The organism is Salibacter halophilus (assembly GCF_008806325.1).
GTDB lineage: Bacteria > Bacteroidota > Bacteroidia > Flavobacteriales_G > Salibacteraceae > Salibacter > Salibacter halophilus.
In genome coordinates, this window is record NZ_WACR01000011.1 from 84,953 (window position 1) to 104,622 (window position 19,670).

Here is a 19,670-nt window from a genome sequence, read left to right on the forward strand (position 1 = left end):
CCCCTCTGTGGGTCTAAACCCTCTTGTGTTTATAGACGTTTTTAGTTCTAACTTTTCCATTTAATGTCCATGGCTGATACGAAAAAGAACCAAAGGATTTCATTTGCAACTATCAAGAATCAACTTGATTATCCTGATTTCCTTGATATCCAGGTTCAATCATTTAAAGACTTTTTTCAACTCGAGACTACTCCAGATAAAAGAGAAAATGAAGGACTCTACAAAGTATTTGCTGAAAACTTCCCGATAACGGATGCTCGCAACAACTTTGTACTGGAATTTCTCGATTACTATGTGGATCCTCCTCGTTACTCAATGGATGAAACCATTGAAAGAGGTCTTACTTACAGTGTTCCACTAAAAGCTAAACTGAAACTTTATTGTACAGATCCCGAACACGAAGATTTTGAAACAATCGTTCAGGATGTGTACCTCGGTACTATTCCGTATCTCACTCCAATGGGGTCTTTTATAGTGAATGGTGCAGAGCGAGTTATTGTTTCTCAGTTACACAGATCTCCAGGTGTGTTCTTTGGACAAAGCTATCACGCCAATGGTACTAAGTTGTACAGTGCTCGTGTAATTCCATTTAAAGGATCCTGGATTGAATTCGCTACTGATATCAATAGCGTAATGTACGCTTACATTGATAGAAAGAAAAAGCTTCCGGTTACTACTCTCTTGAGAGCTATCGGATATGAAGGCGATAAGGAAATCCTTGAAATATTTGACCTCGCTGATGAAATTAAAGTTTCAAAAACAGGTCTCAAAAAAGTTACTGGTAGAAAACTAGCAGCACGTGTTTTGAAAACGTGGTTTGAAGACTTCGTTGATGAAGATACAGGTGAGGTTGTTTCTATCGAAAGAAACGAAGTAATCGTAGATCGTGAAACAATTATCGAAGATGAGCATGTTGAGCTTATTCTCGATGCTGGCGTAAAAACAATTCTTCTCCATAAAGAAGATGTGAACGCTGCAGATTATGCGATCATTTACAACACTCTTCAAAAAGACCCTTCAAACTCTGAAATTGAAGCGGTAGAACACATTTATCGTGTATTGCGTAACGCTGAGCCGCCAGACGAAGAAACTGCTCGCGGTGTAATCGAGAAGTTGTTCTTCTCTGACAAACGTTATGATCTCGGTGAAGTTGGACGATTCAGAATTAACAAGAAACTCGACCTTGACCTGGACATGGAAAACCGTGTTCTGACCAAGGTTGATATTATTTCTATAATCAAGTATTTGATTGAATTGATCAACTCTAAAACAGATGTTGATGATATCGATCACTTGAGTAACCGAAGAGTGCGTACAGTTGGTGAGCAACTTTACAACCAGTTTGGTGTAGGCCTTGCGCGTATGGCACGTACAATTCGTGAAAGAATGAACGTTCGCGATAATGAGGTCTTTACACCAATTGATCTCATCAATGCGAAAACGCTTTCTTCAGTAATTAACTCTTTCTTTGGTACGAACCAGCTATCTCAGTTCATGGATCAAACGAATCCACTTTCTGAGGTAACGCACAAAAGACGTTTGTCTGCCCTCGGGCCAGGCGGTCTTTCTCGTGAACGTGCCGGGTTTGAGGTTCGAGATGTTCACTACACGCACTACGGTCGCTTGTGTACCATTGAAACACCAGAAGGACCAAACATCGGTTTGATATCTTCCCTTTGTGTTTACGCGAAAGTGAATAAACTCGGATTTATCGAGACTCCTTACCGCAAAGTTAATGACGGTAAAATAGGAACTGAAAAAGGTGATATCATTTACCTTTCAGCCGAAGAGGAAGACGGCCGCACAATTGCACAGGCTAATGCTCCGGTGAAAGATAATGGTACATTTGAAAACGACAGAATTAAATCAAGATACGAAGGTGACTTCCCGGTTGTGGAACCAAATGATGTGAACTTGATGGACGTAGCTCCTAATCAGATCGCATCGATTGCCGCATCACTTATTCCATTCCTCGAGCACGATGATGCCAACCGTGCATTGATGGGATCTAACATGCAGCGTCAGGCAGTTCCGCTTCTCAAAGCTGAAGCACCTGTTGTGGGAACTGGTCTTGAAGGCCGAGTTGCTCGTGACTCGAGAGTTCTCATGAATGCTGAAGGTCATGGTACTGTTGAGTATGTGGATGCACGCGAAATCCACATCCGTTACGACCAGGATGAAAATGATGAGAAGGTGAGTTTTGACAACGATCCTGTTGTTTACAACCTCACTAAATTCTCCAAAACGAATCAGGGTACTGTTATCAACCTTAAACCAATTGTAAGAGTTGGTGATAGAGTTGAAGAAGGACAGGTACTCTGCGAGGGTTATGCAACTGAAAATGGTGAATTAGCTCTCGGTCGGAACCTTAAAGTGGCTTTCATGCCGTGGAAAGGTTACAACTTTGAGGATGCTATCGTTGTAAGTGAGAAAATCGTGAAAGACGATGTTTATACATCAATTCACGTTGAAGAATTTTCTCTCGAAGTTCGTGATACAAAACGCGGTCTTGAAGAACTTACAGCTGATATCCCTAACGTTTCTGAAGAAGCTACTCGCAACCTCGATGAACACGGGTTGATCCGCGTAGGTTCTGAAGTAAATGAAGGAGATATCCTTATCGGTAAAATTACTCCTAAAGGAGAGAGCGATCCAACACCTGAAGAGAAACTCCTTAGAGCGATCTTTGGTGATAAAGCTGGTGATGTGAAAGATGCATCACTCAAAGCCGGACCATCAATGCAGGGTGTGGTTATCGACAAAAAACTCTTCTCAAGGGTTCTGAAAGATAGAAGACAGAGGACGAAGGATAAAGATATCCTCGATAAAATGGATGTTGAGCACGAAAAGGTTGTTACTGAGTTAAAATCAGAAATGGTTGAAAAACTGTTTGGCATCGTATCTGGAAAAACTTCTCAGGGAGTGTTTAATAACTATCGTGAAGAAGTAATCAAGAAAGGTACTAAGTTCACGCAAAAGATTTTGTCAACGCTTGACTTTGATGAAATCAATCCTGCTGGATGGACGACTGATGATGAAAAGAACGAACTGATTGCTCGCTTGTTTGTGAATTACAAACGCAAACTGAATAAAGCAATTGGTGAGTGGAGAAGAAAGAAATTCCAGGTATCTGTTGGTGATGAATTGCCATCGGGAATTGTACAGCTAGCTAAGGTTTTCGTTGCGAAAAAACGCAAACTGAAAGTTGGTGATAAAATGGCTGGTCGTCACGGTAACAAAGGTATTGTTGCCAAAGTTGTTAGAGAGGAAGACATGCCATTCCTCGATGACGGAACACCAGTTGATATTGTACTCAACCCACTTGGTGTACCATCACGAATGAACCTCGGTCAGATTTACGAAACAGTTCTCGGCTGGGCCGGTGAGAAATTAGGTGTTCGCTTTGCAACTCCAATTTTTGACGGTGCACGAGTAGCTGATATCGATGAGTGGGCACAAAAGGCTGATATTCCAAAACTCGGTAGAACTTATCTTTACGATGGTGGAACCGGAGAGCGTTTTGATCAGCCATCAACAGTAGGTGTTGTTTACATGCTTAAACTACACCACCTCGTTGACGATAAAATGCACGCTCGTTCTATTGGACCTTACTCGCTCATTACGCAGCAACCATTGGGTGGTAAAGCTCAGTTTGGTGGTCAGCGTTTTGGTGAAATGGAGGTTTGGGCTCTCGAAGCATTTGGTGCTTCAAACATTCTCCAGGAAATTTTGACTGTTAAGTCTGATGATGTTATCGGAAGAGCTAAAGCTTACGAATACATCGTAAAAGGAGAAAACATGCCTAAACCGGGAATTCCTGAATCATTTAACGTGTTGTTACACGAGATGAGAGGTTTGGGACTTAACATTTCATTGGAGTAATTTGATTTACTGACTTTAAATTATTTTTAGCAATATGGCTATAAAGAAAGAGCAAAAACTGAACAGTAACTTCGATAAAATCGTCATTTCACTCGCTTCACCAGAAATGGTTTTAGAGCGTTCAAGTGGCGAAGTATTGAAGCCGGAAACTATAAACTATAGAACCTACAAGCCTGAGCGTGACGGTCTTTTCTGTGAGCGTATTTTTGGCCCTGTCAAAGATTACGAATGTCACTGTGGAAAGTACAAGCGTATTCGCTACAAAGGAATCGTTTGTGACAGATGCGGTGTTGAAGTAACCGAAAAGAAAGTACGTAGAGAGCGTATGGGACACATCGCTCTTGTAGTTCCTGTAGCACACATTTGGTATTTCAAATCACTTCCTAATAAAATTGGTTACCTTCTCGGGTTGCCAACTAAAAAACTGGATTCAATTATTTACTACGAACGTTATGTAGTAATTAATCCAGGACAGGCAGTTGATGCTGAAGGTGAAGCTTATCAAGCGTTAGAGTTCCTCACTGAAGAGGAATATCTCGATGCTCTTGAAAGACTTCCAAACCGCAATGAAAATCAACACCTCGATGATGATGATCCAAACAAGTTCATCGCTAAAATGGGTGCTGAGGCTCTGTACGGATTGTTGAAGAGACTTGATCTGGATCAACTTTCTTACGACCTCCGTCACAAGGCAAATACTGAAACATCTCAACAGCGTAAAAACGAGGCGCTAAAACGTCTTCAGGTTGTTGAAGCTTTCCGCGATGCAAATTCCAGAATGGAAAACCGTCCAGAGTGGATGATCGTGAAAGTTGTTCCGGTAATTCCGCCAGAGCTGAGACCTCTTGTTCCGCTCGATGGTGGTCGATTTGCGACATCGGATCTGAACGACCTCTACAGAAGAGTAATCATAAGAAATAACCGACTCAAGAGATTGTTAGAAATTAAAGCTCCTGAAGTGATCCTCAGAAATGAGAAACGTATGCTCCAGGAAGCTGTTGATTCGCTATTCGACAACTCTCGTAAGTCGAGTGCAGTAAAAACGGAATCTAACCGTGCGCTTAAATCACTTTCTGATTCATTGAAAGGTAAGCAAGGTCGTTTCCGTCAGAACCTTCTCGGTAAACGTGTTGACTATTCTGCACGTTCAGTTATCGTTGTTGGTCCTGAATTGAAAATGCACGAATGCGGATTGCCTAAAAACATGGCAGCTGAGCTTTACAAACCGTTCATCATTCGCAAATTGATCGAGAGAGGTATTGTGAAGACAGTTAAATCTGCAAAGAAAATTGTAGATAAGAAAGAACCGGTTGTTTGGGATATTCTTGAGAATGTACTCAAGGGTCACCCTGTACTCCTCAACCGTGCTCCAACGCTTCACCGTTTAGGGATTCAGGCGTTTCAACCAAAACTAGTTGAAGGGAAAGCAATTCAGCTTCACCCATTAGCCTGTACGGCATTTAACGCTGACTTTGATGGTGACCAAATGGCTGTTCACCTTCCATTGGGAAATGCAGCAATACTGGAAGCTCAATTGTTGATGCTCGGTTCACACAATATTTTGAACCCTGCTAACGGAGCTCCTATTACTGTACCTTCTCAGGATATGGTACTCGGTCTTTACTACATTACTAAAAGCCGTAAGTCAACAAAAGAACACCCAATTAAAGGTGAAGGTCTTACATTCTATTCTCCAGAGGAAGTTAGAATTGCTTTCAACGAGAAAAAGCTTGACTTACACGCTAATATCAAATGTAAAGTCAACGTTCTTGAAAACGGAGAGTTGGTCAATAAAGTAATTGAAACTACTTGTGGCCGTATCCTTTTCAATGAAGTTGTTCCAACTGAAGTTGGTTATATCAATGATCTTCTTACGAAAAAGTCATTGCGTAATATCATCAGCTCTATCTTGAAGCTCACAGGCGTTTCCAAAACAGCGAAATTCCTCGATGATATTAAGGGGCTAGGATACTTCTGGTCTTTCAAAGGTGGTCTTTCTTTCAATATTGAGGATGTAATTATCCCGGAAGAAAAAATGCCACTTATTGAAGATGCGCAATCTCAGGTTGATGAGGTTATAGCTAACTATAACATGGGTCTGATTACTAATAACGAACGTTATAACCAGATCATTGATGTTTGGACGCACACGAACTCGAAATTGACGAATATCCTGATGAATCGTCTCGAAAACGACAACCAGGGATTCAACTCAATTTATATGATGTTCCACTCTGGAGCACGTGGTTCTAAGGAGCAGATTCGTCAGCTCTCTGGTATGCGTGGTCTGATGGCGAAACCGAAAAAATCTGGTTCGCAGGGTGGTGAAATTATCGAAAACCCAATTCTTTCTAATTTTAAGGAAGGGTTGAGTATCCTCGAGTACTTTATCTCAACTCACGGTGCACGTAAAGGTCTTGCCGATACAGCTCTTAAAACTGCTGATGCGGGTTACCTTACTCGTAGGCTTGTTGACGTTGCTCAGGATGTCGTGATCACTGAAGAGGATTGCGGTACACTTCGCGGACTTGTAGCAACAGCTCTCAAGAAAAACGAAGATATCGTTGAGCCACTTCACGAACGTATTCTCGGTCGCGCATCAGTGTATGATATCTATCATCCAGAAACAGATGAACTCATCGTTTCAGCTGGTGAATTCATTCACGAAGACGAGGCGATGAAGATCGAAGAAGCAGGTATTGAAGAAGTTGAAATTCGTTCAGCTCTTACTTGTGAAACGATCCGCGGAGTTTGTTCTAAGTGTTACGGTCGGAACCTTGCAACCGGTGGTGAAGCCCAAAAAGGTGAATCAGTTGGTGTAATCGCAGCTCAGTCAATTGGTGAGCCGGGTACACAGCTTACACTTCGTACATTCCACGTTGGGGGTACTGCTTCTAACATCGCGGCAGAGTCTAAGGTAACGGCTAAAGCTGATGGTAAAGTAGAAATCGATGAACTTAGAACAGTTGAGAAAGAAGACGATCTAGGTGAAAAGATAGAAGTTGTTATTGGACGTTCAGCTGAAATGAGATTGATCGATCCAAAATCTAACAACGTTATTGCGACAAATAACATTCCTTACGGTTCACTATTGAAAGTGAAGAACGGAGCTAAGGTGAAAAAGGGTGAAGAGATTTGCTCATGGGATCCTTACAATGCCGTAATTCTTTCAGAGGTTACTGGTAAGGTAGAGTTTGAAGATATTGAAGAAGGTGTAACTTATCGTGAGGAGTCTGATGAACAAACAGGCTTTAAAGAAAAGGTTATTACTGAACGTAGAGACAGAACGAAAAACCCAACTATCAAAGTAACTGATAAGAAAGGTGAAGTTCTCAAGTCTTACAACATTCCGGTAGGAGCACACGTGATCGTTGATGAAAAAGATGAGATCAAGCAAGGAGCTATCCTTGTTAAGATTCCTCGTCAATCTTCTAAGACGGGTGATATTACCGGTGGTCTTCCACGTGTTACTGAGCTCTTTGAAGCAAGAAACCCATCAAACCCGGCTGTAGTTTCTGAGATTGATGGTATCGTTTCATTTGGAAGAATTAAGCGTGGTAACAGAGAAATCATTATTGAGTCTAGACTCGGTGATAAGAAGAAATATCTCGTATCGCTATCTAAACACATCCTTGTACAGGAGAATGACTTCGTGAAAGCTGGTCAACCACTTTCTGATGGAGCTATTACTCCGGCTGATATTCTCTCAATTATGGGACCAACAGCTGTACAGGAGTATCTTGTAAACGAAGTACAGGAAGTTTACCGTTTACAGGGTGTGAAGATTAACGATAAACACTTTGAGGTAATCGTTCGTCAAATGATGCGCAAAGTTGAAATCGTTGATCAGGGTGATACCAAGTTACTCGAAAAACAACTTGTAAACCGTCACGAGTTTACAGCTGAAAACGACAGCTTATTTGGAAAAATGGTTGTTGAAGATGCTGGAGACTCTGAAGAGTTAAAAGCAGGACAAATTGTTAGCTCGCGTAAATTGAGAGATGAAAACTCCAAATTAAAGCGTAAAGACATGAAACCTGTTGAGGCTAGAGAAGCTGTTCCGGCAACTTCTAAACCGGTACTTCAGGGTATTACAAGAGCTTCTTTGCAAACAGACAGTTTTATCTCTGCAGCATCCTTCCAGGAAACTACGAAGGTGCTCAACGAGGCAGCTGTAAATGCGAAAGAAGACCACTTGTTGGGTCTGAAAGAAAACGTGATTGTTGGTCACTTGATTCCGGCTGGTACGGGATTGAGAGAGTATCAAAATCTGGTAGTTGGCTCACAAGCCGATTACGACAAACTATCCAGCAAGAAGAACAAAAAGGAAGAAGTAAATTCTTAAATATAAAGCCCCGCTCAGCGGGGCTTTTTTATGCTTAAATATTGAATTATGAGTGATCAGGATAACAAATCAGGCAATCAGAATCAGTTAAATATTGAGCTTTCTGAAGAAGTTTCAGAAGGAGTTTATTCCAACCTGGCGATTATGACGCATTCTTCATCTGAGTTTGTCGTGGACTTTGTGCGTATTGTACCGGGAGCTCCAAAGGCTAAGGTGAAATCGAGAATTATCATGACACCTCAACACGCTAAGAGGTTGATGAAGGCTCTGAACGATAACATCTCTAAATACGAGCAAAACTTTGGCGAAATCACTGATCATGAAGGTGGTGGGAACCAAAATATCCCAATGAATTTTGGCGGACCAACTACTAAAGCTTAATCGGTGACTTTATCGTTGAAGATGAGGTAACCAAAATTGAATAGAATCCTGAATGGATTGTCATCTTCACGAGCTACTTCAGGAATGTTATCATAATAATTAAAACTGAGCCCAATAGGTCCTATTGGGCTTTTATATACACCAGTAACACTTCCTATCGTGTACTGAGATTCCCAGGCTTTTCCTAACTCTGCTTTTCTCGTTGTAGTGTTTTTGGTGATTTCTTTGTAAGGCTGAAAGAGGTAACCTTCTGCACGAATATGCCAGTTATCAGATATTTTGTACAAAATCTTGAGCCCACCAGCTCCGTACTGCAAGGCTCTGAAAGATTCCATGAATAATGTTTTGCTATCTACTGTTGGCTGAAATGCAGGAGCTCTTGCAATGGTTGCTGTATAGTTTTGTAATAAGTCCTGAGAGGAATACGCAATGTCTGTCATCCAGCCAATTCTAAACCTGCGTTTGGAGAAAAAATAATTTTCAAATTGGAACCTGGCTATAAACCATTTGTGTTCTTCCTTTAGTTTGTTATCAAAAAGAGCAGTTGTACCTGGTTCCTGATATTCGTTTCCCTGTAAGTACTGTACTGAAAGTCCAATCTTTTTTCCTTTTGTTGGATAATGAGGATCGTTCAGGTTGTTTTGAAGATAACCGATCTTTGAGTACCAGCCTTCCTGAATTGAGACATCAGCAGTATCTACGGCATTAAAGTCTTTCGTTTGGTAATAATCGTCAATCATTTTAAAGTATCCTCCGTCAGCATAAAGCTTGCCTCTGTTACCGATTGATACAGCGCCTTCTAACCCGGCATAAATTTCTCGAAGTACAATATATGAAGGTCGTTCATCTGACAGAATTGATGTGTAGCCGCTTTCAAAGTAATTGAATCGGTGAAGCGTTATGTGAGGTTTTAGGTAGAATGGGATTCTTCCGGGAGTGTAGAGGTTTATATCACCGTGTATTGCATCGTATAACCTTCCAAAATGAAAAGTGGCTTGTGGTTGGAATCCAATACGAGACATGTAATTGTACTTGGCCCCAATAAATCCATGAGAAACTGATCTCGATGCGAAGTTGCCACCAAACGAAACTTCAAATTCACTTTCCTTTTGAATATCAACTTCAAAGGTGTAGCTGGAATCATCGTAGTTGTAGCATAAATCGGGGAGGGCAGATTTAATAAAAGGATCAGTATTTAGTCGGTAATAATCGTTTTCTAATTCAGGTAGGGTAAGAGTTCCGTTTCTGGTCAAATCATGAAAGGAATTTTTGACGTACTCTTTTTCTTTGCTTTTCAGATCTCTAATATCGAGGTCGTCAATTAAGATATCCGGGTTTTTTTTATGAAACGTAGCTCTTTTTTGAGCCATTTGAGCGCTATCTATTCTAGTTGTAATTTTAGCCTTTAGCTCATCAATATTTCTGTAAGCTGCAACATACCCTGAATCAATAATTTCCTGAGCCTTTTCAAATTCAAAAACTCCGTTATTAACCTTGGGTTCAATAATTATTCCCGGAGCACATTTGATGTTGAAATCGGTTCGTCCCATCATCATGCTCTTTATTTGTGAAAGGACATCCTCTTCATCGGGCTCAGGGTTGTTATTGGCTACTTTACTTCCAATGATGAAATCAGTTTGAAATGATTCACACATTACATTAACAGGGAAGTTATTGTAGAGGCCACCATCAAAAAGTAATTTTTCGTTTACTCTTATCGGTTTCAAGTAAAACGGATAAGCCATTGAAGCGCGAACTGCTTTAAAAAGACTGCCATTTTCAAAGACAACCTGTTTTTTATCGGCTATGTCTGATGCTACACACCTGAAAGGAATCATCAAACTATCAAAGTTGTAGTGAGCTGCAGCAGCTGCCGGACCCAGGTATTTCATCACCTCAAAATCTATCGCGACTGGTGAAATGAGGTTTGTAGGTAAAACAGCTTTAAACAAACTATCTTTTGAAAACTTGACATTGATTAAGGAAGGGGTGGGTTCATTTTGAGGAAGAAAGAATTGAAATTCCTCAGCGACTATACCCTGTGACATCAATTGATATTCATTAGAGGTGAAAAGTGTTTCTAGTTGCTCAGGTGTGTATCCACTGGCATACATACTACCGATAAGTGCTCCCATTGAAGAACCGGTAATGTAGTCAACAGGGATGTTGTTTTCTTCCAGAGCTTTTAAGAGTCCGATATGTGCAAGTCCATCAGCACCACCGCCACTCAATACCAAACCAACCTTTTGGTTCTGACCAAAGCCCAAAACCGAAACCAGAAAAAGTGTGGCAAGTATGAAGCGAACTTTCATCGGGTCTAAATTAGGTATTTAATTGACGCTTTAGTTGTTTAAAGTATTGAAAAGATTTGATCATCCTGCTGCCGTACCATGAGAAATACTCACCGTTCACAACCAGCTTTTTACAATTTGGAATTTTTTCCTGGAAAATTTGTAACTCCCTGGAGCTGTAGGGGAAAGGTTCTGATGTGAACAGCAGTAAATCGGGCTCACTTTCCTCAATTTGATCCATTGTAACCTGCGGATAGCGCTCATCATCACGATGAATGGCGGTTTCATAGCCGAGCAACTTTAACACTTCATGCATGTAAGTATCTCGGCCTGCAACCATATAAGGATCTTTCCAAATGAAAACCAGTGCTTTCCTTTTTCGGTCAGAGCCAATCTCAGCCAACTCATCGAGCAATTGCTGAATTTTGTTGACTAGCTCTACCGCTTTGTCTTTAGTTTGGGTGATTTCTCCTATTTCCGTCATCATGTCAAGCGCGTCACCAGGCGATTTGATATCACTCAACCAAACGGGAAAATCAGTTTTTAATTTTTCTACCTGCTCTTTAATGTTCTCTTCCTTATTCCCGATAATTAGGTCAGGATTGATATCCCTGATCTTTTCGATATCGAGATTCTTTGTGCCGCCAATTTTGGGAATATCGGCTACTGCATTTTTAGGATGAACGCAAAAGCGGGTAACGCCTTTCACTTTTGACCCCAAACCAAGGTCAAAAAGGAGTTCAGTTTGTGAGGGAACAGTACTCACGATACTGTTCACCTCACTCTTTAAGTTTATTTGATAACCAACCTGATCAGTAAATTGGCTCATTATTAATCGAGGAATCCTTGTTCTTTCATCCACTCGTCATTGTAAACTTTTCCCACGTATCGGCTACCGTGATCGTGGAATAGTGCCACAACTTTATCAGTTGGTTTGAGCTCGTCTTTCAGTTGACGAAGTCCCTGGAATGTTGATCCACAGGAATAACCTAAAAATAGACCTTCTTTACGTGCCATTTCACGTGCTACTAAAGCACCATCTTTATCAGTAACTTTTTCAAAGTGATCGATGAGATCAAAGTTTACGTTTTTAGGAAGGATGTCTTCTCCAATACCTTCAGTGATGTAAGAATAGATTTCATTCTCATCAAATTCACCAGTTTCGTGGTATTTTTTGAAAACAGATCCGTAAGCATCAACACCCCAAATTTTAATATCAGGGTTTTTCTCTTTCAAGTATTTGGCAACACCTGAGATAGTTCCACCGGTTCCAACACCCACGATAAAGTGTGTGATTTCTCCGTTGGTTTGTTCCCAAATTTCAGGCCCTGTAGTTTCGTAATGAGCTTTAGTGTTCGACATGTTGTCGTACTGGTAAGGGTAAAAAGAGTTTTCGATTTCTTTACTCAATCTGGACGCTACTGAGTAGTAAGATTCTGGGTGATCAGGTGCAACTTCAGTTGGGCAAACTCTAACTTCAGCACCCATTGCCTTTAGGATATCAATTTTTTCTTTTGACTGCTTATCACTCAATGTGCAAATAAGCTTGTAACCTTTTACAGCAGCTACAATAGCTAATCCCATTCCGGTGTTTCCAGAAGTACACTCTATAATAGTTCCGCCCGGTTTAAGTTTGCCTTCTTTTTCGGCATCTTCAACCATTTTAAGCGCCATGCGGTCTTTAACGGAGTGACCGGGATTGAAATATTCAACTTTCGCCCACACTTCAGCGGGAATATCTTCAGCTATTTTGTTCAGCTTGATAAGTGGCGTATTGCCAATTGCTTCGATAATGTTGTTGTAAACGCGTTTATCTTTCATGTTGCTGTTTTGATTTTGCTCGTGCAAAGCTAACGAATAAAGGGCGGGATTAATTCCTCAGGATTAAAAATGTGTTATTTGATGATCAGTCAAATTTAATAGCTCTTACCGGAGAAATTCTGGTAATCACCATTGACGGTATAATCAACATGATTGTACACAGTGCTACAGTGCCAAAGTTGAGGAGGAGGATATGCGAAATATCCAGATTGATAGGGACATATGAAATGTAGTAAGTCTCTTCAGGAAGAGTGATAAACCTGAGTTTTTCCTGCAGCAATGCAATCCCAATCCCTATCAAATTACCCCAAAAGACACCCACAGAAATGAGGTACATAGCATTGTAAAGGAATATTTTCCTGATGCTCCAGTTCCTGCTTCCCATCGCTTTTAATATTCCGATCATTCCGGTTCTTTCCAAAATCATAATGAGCAGGGCTGAGGTCATGTTGATGGAGGATACTAAAATGATAAGGATGACGATAATCACAACATTCATATCCTGTAGCTCCAGCCATCCGAAAATATCAGGATATTTTTCCTGAATGTTGGTTGCGTTGAGCGAGTACGGAATTGCATTGTACACTTCATCATTGGTTTGTTGAAGCGATTCGTAATCTTTCAGATTAATCTCAAAACCGCCTACCTGAGTAGAGTCCCAGCCGTTGATGCTTTGAACGTGTTTGATATCGCCCAGGAGAATGAGCTCGTCAAACTTACCCATTCCGGTTTTGTAAATTCCCGAGACGAAGAATCTCCTTGGCCTGGGCTTTTCATTCCTGATGAAGTACACATAGATTTTATCGCCAACATCGAGCTTCATCTTGTCGGCAATGTGTTGTGACACCAGTATGCTGTCCTTTCGGTTCTGACCAAAACGCGGAATTTTTCCTTTTTCAATGTTGCGCTCAAAGAATTTCCAGTTGAAATCCTCACCAACACCTTTGAAAACGATACCCAAAATTTCATCATCGGTCTTTAAAATGCCTGGCTTGGTAGCGTAAACCTGAATATTTTCAACCTGCCTAAAACTATCGGCAGCGGGGTAGAAGTCCTGATTTTTGGAAATTGGGTGAATATCAACTCCCTGGGCATTATCGAAACTCGAAATTTGAATGTGAGAGCCAAAACCAACCACTTTTTGCCTAATCTCGCTTTGAAAACCAGTGAGTATGGCAAAAGACAAAATCATGACAGCAACGCCAACGGCAATACCGCCAATCGCAATTTTGATAATCGGTCGTGTGTTGCTGGAAGCACTTTTGCGCTCCCCAATCATTTTTGCCGCTATGAATCGTTCAAATTTCAATTTAACCCGTTATTTGATTTAAGTTTGGCCGCTATTATGAATTCGAGTTTTAAGCGCATAAAAGTAAAACGATTCGTTGAAGGAGCAGGATTTCTTTTGCTTTTCCTGGTATCGTTTTTTTGTAACGGTCAGAGCCACACCTTGAAAACGGATGACGATATTTCGATGGGGGCTGAACGCTTGCCAAAATACGTTTCAAAACTGGCAGGTAAACGAATTGCAGTTGTTGCAAATCACACTGCTGTTGTAGATGGCGAGCACCTTGTTGATTATCTCTTACAGAGCGGACTAAATGTAACTAAGGTGTTTTCACCTGAGCACGGTTTTCGCGGAACTGCCGATGCAGGAGAAACAGTGAAAAGCAATACAGATTCTAAAACAGGGTTGCCGATTATTTCACTTTACGGTTCCAAAAAAAAACCTTCAAATGCTGATTTGAAAGATGTGGATGTCGTGATTTTTGATATTCAGGATGTGGGAGTTCGTTTTTACACGTATATCTCCACACTTCACTATTTAATGGAAGCCTGTGCTGAAAATGATAAAAAACTCTGGGTACTCGACAGACCAAACCCCAATGGCTTTTACGTTGATGGCCCCGTTCTTGAACCGGAACAAAAATCATTCATAGGACTTGACCCTATACCGGTTGTGCATGGATGCACAGTTGGCGAACTGGCAAAAATGATCAACGGAGAAGGTTGGCTTGAGGATGAGCTTGTCTGTGATCTGACCGTAATAGAAATGATGAATTATTCGCATTCAGATCTCTACCAGTTACCGATTGATCCTTCGCCAAATTTGCGCACCATGAACGCAATCTATTTTTATCCGAGTCTGGCGCTTTTTGAAGGCACGGTGATGAGTGTTGGACGGGGAACAGAATTTCCGTTTGAAGTTTTCGGACATCCTGATTTAAAAGTCGGGGATTTTTATTTTACACCTGAACCTTCTCACGGAGCAAAGAACCCTAAACTCAACGGTGAAAAGTGCAGAGGCTTCGATTTGAGAAAACTCGATCCCAAATTCATGATGGATACGCAAAGACTTTATCTCAACTGGCTCAAAATCGCCTATGAAAACTATCCCGATAAAGATGACTTTTTCCTTGATAACAACTTCTTCAACTTACTTGCGGGGAATAGTTCATTGATGAAGGCAATCGAGAATAATAAATCTATTGAAGCGATAAGAAAATCGTGGCAACCACAACTCGATGAGTACAGGGAAATGCGAAAAAAGTACATCTTGTATCCCGATATTGAATAAGTACGAACCATTTCATTAACTTCGTGGTTACCTCTAAAAACAAACTAAAATGACACATTTAGAAGAAGGCGATAAAGCTCCTGATTTTAAAGGAGTAGATCAGGATGGGAATACAATTCAGCTGAGCGATTACAAAGGTAAAAAGTTAGTGCTTTATTTTTACCCAAAGGATAATACACCCGGATGTACAAATGAAGCCTGTAACCTGAGAGACAATTATGAGGAGTTACAAAAACAGGGCTTTAAAATTCTGGGTGTTTCGGCAGATTCACAGAAAAAGCATCAGAACTTCATCAACAAATACGACCTTCCTTTTCCACTTCTTGCCGACACAGAAAAAGAAGTCATTGAGAAGTACGGAATTTGGGGACCAAAGAAGTTCATGGGTAAAGTAAATGACGGTATTCACCGCACCACTTTTGTAATAGATGAAGATGGGAAGATTGAAAAAGTCTTCAAAAAAGTAAAGACGAAAGACCACACGAATCAAATTTTAGAAGCTTATAAGTAAACCGTAAATAGATTACGTTTTGCTGGGGTATGTTTGCTCACAAATTGATAGAAACACAGAATAATTATGGCTAAAGATATTTCAAAAGAGAAGCTCAAAGCGCTTCAAATGACCATGGACCGCCTCGATAAAACCTACGGTAAGGGAGCAATTATGCGTCTCGGTGATAAGGTGGTTGAAGATGTAGATGTAATTCCAACCGGTTCACTTTCACTTGATATTGCACTTGGAGTAGGGGGATTACCCAGAGGTAGAATAGTTGAGATTTACGGTCCGGAAGCATCCGGTAAAACAACTCTTGCAATTCATGCAATTGCTGAGGTTCAAAAACAAGGAGGTATTGCTGCAATTGTGGATGCTGAACACGCCTTTGACCGTATGTATGCTGAAGCGCTTGGAGTAGACACTGAGAACCTTCTCATTTCACAACCCGATAATGGTGAACAAGCTCTCGAAATTGCTGATAACCTGATCAGATCCGGAGCAATTGACCTCCTCATTGTCGATTCGGTTGCGGCACTTACACCAAAAGCTGAGATTGAAGGAGAAATGGGGGATTCCAAAATGGGCCTTCAGGCTCGTCTCATGTCACAGGCTTTGCGTAAGCTCACAGCTTCTATTTCAAAAACGCATTGTACGGCTATTTTCATCAACCAGTTGCGTGAAAAAATTGGTGTGATGTTCGGGAATCCTGAAACAACAACAGGTGGTAATGCGCTCAAGTTTTATTCATCTGTTCGTTTGGATATCCGCAGAACAGGTCAGCTCAAAAGTGGTGATGAAGTAATGGGGAACTCGACTCGTGTGAAGGTCGTGAAAAACAAAGTTGCTTCGCCATTCAGAAAAGCTGAGTTCGATATCATGTACGGAAAGGGAATTTCTAAAACGGGTGAACTTATCGACCTGGGAGTGGATCACGGAATCGTGAAAAAGAGCGGCTCATGGTTCAGCTACGGAGATACAAAGCTTGGTCAGGGCCGTGATGCAGTCAAACAACTGCTCGAAGATAATCCTGAATTGAGCGAAGAGATTGAAAACAAGATCAAAGATGCTATCAATCCACCAGTAGAGGAACAGGTTGAAGAAAAAGGAAAAGAGTAACGGAAATTCTTAAAAAACCGTAATATTTGGGGAGTGTATCAAAAGGCTTCCATTTGAGTAAAAAACTGATTATTGTAGGGTGTTTATTCATTCCTTTATAGCATTTCCAACTTCTCAAATAGCCTTTTAAAACCGAAAATTAATTTTCGGTTTTGATACACTCCCTTTTTTATTGATTAAAATCGCATCATGAAAACTTTACTGACAATACTCACCGCTTCAATTTTGCTATTTAGTTGTTCGTCAGAACCGAAAACGGATGCTTCCGGCTCTGACCAAAAAGAGCAGAGCACACAGGCAAATCAAAAAGACACGATCAAGATCCTCAATGAACAGATCAAAAATGATCCCAATAATCCTGATTTGTACATCGCCAAGAGCTCGGTTTACCAAAAGAGAAAGCAATTTGGTGAAGCGCTTGATGAGGCGAAAAGAGCAGTGAAGGCAGATTCTACGGCTCCGCGCACATGGATTCATTTATCGAAGCTGTATTACGACTCAAAGCGCATCAAAGAATCAATGCAAACCGTTAAAACTGCGCTTGATCTCGATCCCGATAATGCTGATGCACACACACGTATGGCCTGGATTTACTTTATCCTGCAGGATTACGAAAAAGTGTATGAGCACGCTAATGCTGCATTGAAAAAGAATGAGTTTTTAGCTGAGCCGTATTACATCAAAGGACTGGCTTATAAGGAGCAGGGAAATTTCAAGCTAGCTATTTCATCTTTCAGGACAGCAACCGAGCAAGATAACAATCACTATGATTCATGGGTACAGTTGGGTTTATTGCACGCAAAAGTTCAGCATCCCCTTACAATTTCGTATTACGACAATGCCATCAGGGTAGATAGCACGAATTACGAAGCGCATTACAACAAAGGGTATTATCTTCAGAACCAGGGCAAGTACCGCGAAGCGATGAAGGAATACGATGCTATTTTGCGTCACAACGAGTCGTTCTATAACGCGCATTTCAACAAAGGATTCATCTACCTCGAGCATCTTCAAAAATACGACAGTGCAGCTATGATGTACACAAACGTGATCAACATCAACCCGATGAACTACAAAGCGTATTTAAACCGCGCTTTGGCAAAAGAGCGGGATGGACAGCTCACCGCTGCCTTAGCTGATGTCAACGAAGCACTCAACTTAAAACCCGACTACGAATTAGCTGCCCGCGCTAAGAGTAGAATAGAGGGGAAGATGGAGAAGTGATGAAAGTCAAATCTTCATTTGACTACTCATTAAAGCTATGTTAATACGTGTTTAATATAAACTATGAATGCATATAGTTTATGTATTTTGATATTTAGCTCAGGTATTAATTACCTGATAATCAGTGTTTAATTCTTGTCCTTTCGTGAGAGTATATACTGAGTACTTTTATAGTTCATTCAGAGAATAAACTTTTTTTTAGTTCTCACTATAAGACTCACTATGAAAGTCGATAAGAAATCAAAAAAAGATATCTATTACAGAAGAAATAAAGTAGAAATAAAAGGGGATGTAGAAGATGTGAAGAAGATTATAGACAAAGATCAGAATATTGTAATCCTTTGAATTATATTTACATCCTTGGGACTGTTGTTTTTACATTTATTGTACTGCTTTTTTTAAAAAGCAAGTGCTAGAGATTGACAGAGTATGCCAATTAGTAAACAAATCATTCCTAGCTTGATTAGTTGATTTAGTCGTTTTGCTTTTCTAGCATTATGTTCATCCTCACTTTGGAAGTATAAAACCGTTTCAAAACTAATCTTCGGAGAGTAAAGAAGTAATAGAATTGTTCCTATTGCACTAAGGCCTAATCCTGTGAAATTTAGTATATTACTAATGATGTTGTGATTCATAGAAGTTGTGTAATAAAATCAAAAGAATTCGTTTTCACCATTTCACAACCTTTTTCGTGGTGATGTTTCCGTCAACATCTTCAATCTGTAGCAGGTAAACTCCTGCTTTTTCAAGCTGTATTTGGCTTCTTTTTGACTCAATGCGTTTTTGCATGATCACTGAGCCACGCAAATCGTAAACGCTCACCTGTTTTATCCTTTTGCCGGATTCGAGGTTGTAATGGTTGTTGCTCGGGTTGGGGTAAACGGTTACTTGAGGTTGATTTGCTTTACCGGGAATATCCTGCTCGTCACTTACAAACTCTGTTTGAAATGGAATGCTGGGTAAGTTGATTTTCCAAACTTTAATGCCTGTATTGCTAGAGCCGGTATAACCAACTGAAACTATTTTTCTACTATTTTTATTTTGGCTCATTAAATGCAAAGAGGCATCGTTAGGAACTAAAGTGTCCCAAACTGTTTCTCCATTGTCCGGATTTATTTGACTAAATAAATTAAATGATGTCCATGTCCCCGAGTTATAGTAACCTGTTATTGATCCAATTAGAATTCCAAAATCATTGCTGATTTCAGTTTTTTTGATAGTAGTTGAGACAGTATTATGATTATTACTTAACGGAGTTTTCACTTTTTTATCTATAACCTTCTGCCAACCCATATCATACCACGATATATAAGGAGTATTAATGCCATCACTTATAGTAGAGTTCCAATTGTAGCGGTTTAAATATGTAAGAAATGAAGAAGTTGATACTCCGAATAATATACCCACACTATCATAGGGCAATTCTGTAATATCCGGAGTTCCGTGAACACTCATATCTACTGCTGAAGTGTCATTCGTGAAAACCCAGCGATCTCCTAAAAACGGAGGAGGTGTTTCCATCCACACAAAGCGGTC

The 19,670-nt window shown here is 40.5% G+C and carries 11 protein-coding genes and 1 pseudogene; 7 read left to right on the top strand and 5 right to left on the bottom strand.

Annotated elements, in window-relative coordinates:
- The first annotated feature begins 69 nt into the window (after nucleotides 1-69).
- Genes rpoB through F3059_RS12330 form a run of 3 tightly spaced genes read left to right on the top strand, consistent with a single transcriptional unit; the run spans nucleotide 70 to nucleotide 8,608 of the window.
- Complete coding sequence (rpoB, locus tag F3059_RS12320; protein ID WP_151169704.1) at nucleotides 70-3,882, top strand: DNA-directed RNA polymerase subunit beta; 3,813 nt, start codon at nucleotides 70-72, stop codon at nucleotides 3,880-3,882.
- A 34-nt stretch (nucleotides 3,883-3,916) separates the two neighbouring features.
- Nucleotides 3,917-8,227, top strand: coding sequence for a DNA-directed RNA polymerase subunit beta' (gene rpoC, locus F3059_RS12325; protein ID WP_151169706.1), 4,311 nt, complete (start codon nucleotides 3,917-3,919; stop codon nucleotides 8,225-8,227).
- A 48-nt stretch (nucleotides 8,228-8,275) separates the two neighbouring features.
- Nucleotides 8,276-8,608: a DUF3467 domain-containing protein gene (locus tag F3059_RS12330; protein ID WP_151169708.1), complete on the top strand. Its 333-nt coding sequence runs from the start codon at nucleotides 8,276-8,278 to the stop codon at nucleotides 8,606-8,608.
- On the opposite strand, the gene F3059_RS12335 is transcribed toward F3059_RS12330, so the two are convergent.
- From F3059_RS12335 to F3059_RS12350, 4 genes and pseudogenes are all read right to left on the bottom strand, one after another.
- Nucleotides 8,605-10,920, bottom strand: coding sequence for a patatin-like phospholipase family protein (locus F3059_RS12335; protein WP_151169710.1), 2,316 nt, complete (start codon nucleotides 10,918-10,920; stop codon nucleotides 8,605-8,607). The two genes, F3059_RS12330 and F3059_RS12335, sit on opposite strands and share 4 nt — an antisense overlap.
- 10 nt (nucleotides 10,921-10,930) lie before the next feature.
- The gene (locus F3059_RS12340) at nucleotides 10,931-11,728 is read right to left on the bottom strand and encodes an ABC transporter substrate-binding protein (RefSeq protein WP_151169712.1); all 798 of its coding nucleotides are present in this window, start codon (nucleotides 11,726-11,728) and stop codon (nucleotides 10,931-10,933) included.
- A gap of 5 nt (nucleotides 11,729-11,733) precedes the next feature.
- Nucleotides 11,734-12,720 (bottom strand): annotated as a pseudogene (locus tag F3059_RS12345) (PLP-dependent cysteine synthase family protein); the annotation flags it as partial.
- Nucleotides 12,721-12,805: 85 nt separating this feature from the next.
- Nucleotides 12,806-14,029, bottom strand: coding sequence for an ABC transporter permease (locus F3059_RS12350; protein WP_151169716.1), 1,224 nt, complete (start codon nucleotides 14,027-14,029; stop codon nucleotides 12,806-12,808).
- 36 nt (nucleotides 14,030-14,065) lie between these two features.
- Here F3059_RS12350 and F3059_RS12355 point away from each other — a divergent pair, with 36 nt between their 5' ends.
- From F3059_RS12355 to F3059_RS12370, 4 genes are all read left to right on the top strand, one after another.
- Nucleotides 14,066-15,298, top strand: a complete 1,233-nt coding sequence (locus F3059_RS12355; RefSeq protein ID WP_151169718.1) for an exo-beta-N-acetylmuramidase NamZ family protein — start codon at nucleotides 14,066-14,068, stop codon at nucleotides 15,296-15,298.
- Nucleotides 15,299-15,347: 49 nt separating this feature from the next.
- The gene (gene bcp / locus F3059_RS12360) at nucleotides 15,348-15,809 is read left to right on the top strand and encodes a thioredoxin-dependent thiol peroxidase (RefSeq protein WP_151169720.1); all 462 of its coding nucleotides are present in this window, start codon (nucleotides 15,348-15,350) and stop codon (nucleotides 15,807-15,809) included.
- A 66-nt stretch (nucleotides 15,810-15,875) separates the two neighbouring features.
- Nucleotides 15,876-16,910, top strand: coding sequence for a recombinase RecA (gene recA / locus F3059_RS12365; protein ID WP_151169722.1), 1,035 nt, complete (start codon nucleotides 15,876-15,878; stop codon nucleotides 16,908-16,910).
- Nucleotides 16,911-17,099: 189 nt separating this feature from the next.
- Entirely contained in the window at nucleotides 17,100-18,134 is a 1,035-nt protein-coding gene (locus tag F3059_RS12370; protein ID WP_151169723.1) for a tetratricopeptide repeat protein, read from the top strand.
- A 669-nt stretch (nucleotides 18,135-18,803) separates the two neighbouring features.
- Here the strand turns inward: F3059_RS12370 and F3059_RS12375 are convergent.
- On the bottom strand, nucleotides 18,804-19,670 hold an 867-nt coding region (locus F3059_RS12375; RefSeq protein WP_151169725.1), incomplete at its 5' end, for a T9SS type A sorting domain-containing protein.

Bases quoted from the DNA above. Each gene is read 5' to 3' on its own strand.
- rpoB (WP_151169704.1), top strand. From the start codon at position 70: ATGGCTGATACGAAAAAGAACCAAAGGATTTCATTTGCAACTATCAAG.
- rpoC (WP_151169706.1), top strand. From the start codon at position 3,917: ATGGCTATAAAGAAAGAGCAAAAACTGAACAGTAACTTCGATAAAATC.
- F3059_RS12330 (WP_151169708.1), top strand. From the start codon at position 8,276: ATGAGTGATCAGGATAACAAATCAGGCAATCAGAATCAGTTAAATATT.
- F3059_RS12335 (WP_151169710.1), bottom strand. From the start codon at position 10,920: ATGAAAGTTCGCTTCATACTTGCCACACTTTTTCTGGTTTCGGTTTTG.
- F3059_RS12340 (WP_151169712.1), bottom strand. From the start codon at position 11,728: ATGAGCCAATTTACTGATCAGGTTGGTTATCAAATAAACTTAAAGAGT.
- F3059_RS12355 (WP_151169718.1), top strand. From the start codon at position 14,066: ATGAATTCGAGTTTTAAGCGCATAAAAGTAAAACGATTCGTTGAAGGA.
- bcp (WP_151169720.1), top strand. From the start codon at position 15,348: ATGACACATTTAGAAGAAGGCGATAAAGCTCCTGATTTTAAAGGAGTA.
- recA (WP_151169722.1), top strand. From the start codon at position 15,876: ATGGCTAAAGATATTTCAAAAGAGAAGCTCAAAGCGCTTCAAATGACC.
- F3059_RS12370 (WP_151169723.1), top strand. From the start codon at position 17,100: ATGAAAACTTTACTGACAATACTCACCGCTTCAATTTTGCTATTTAGT.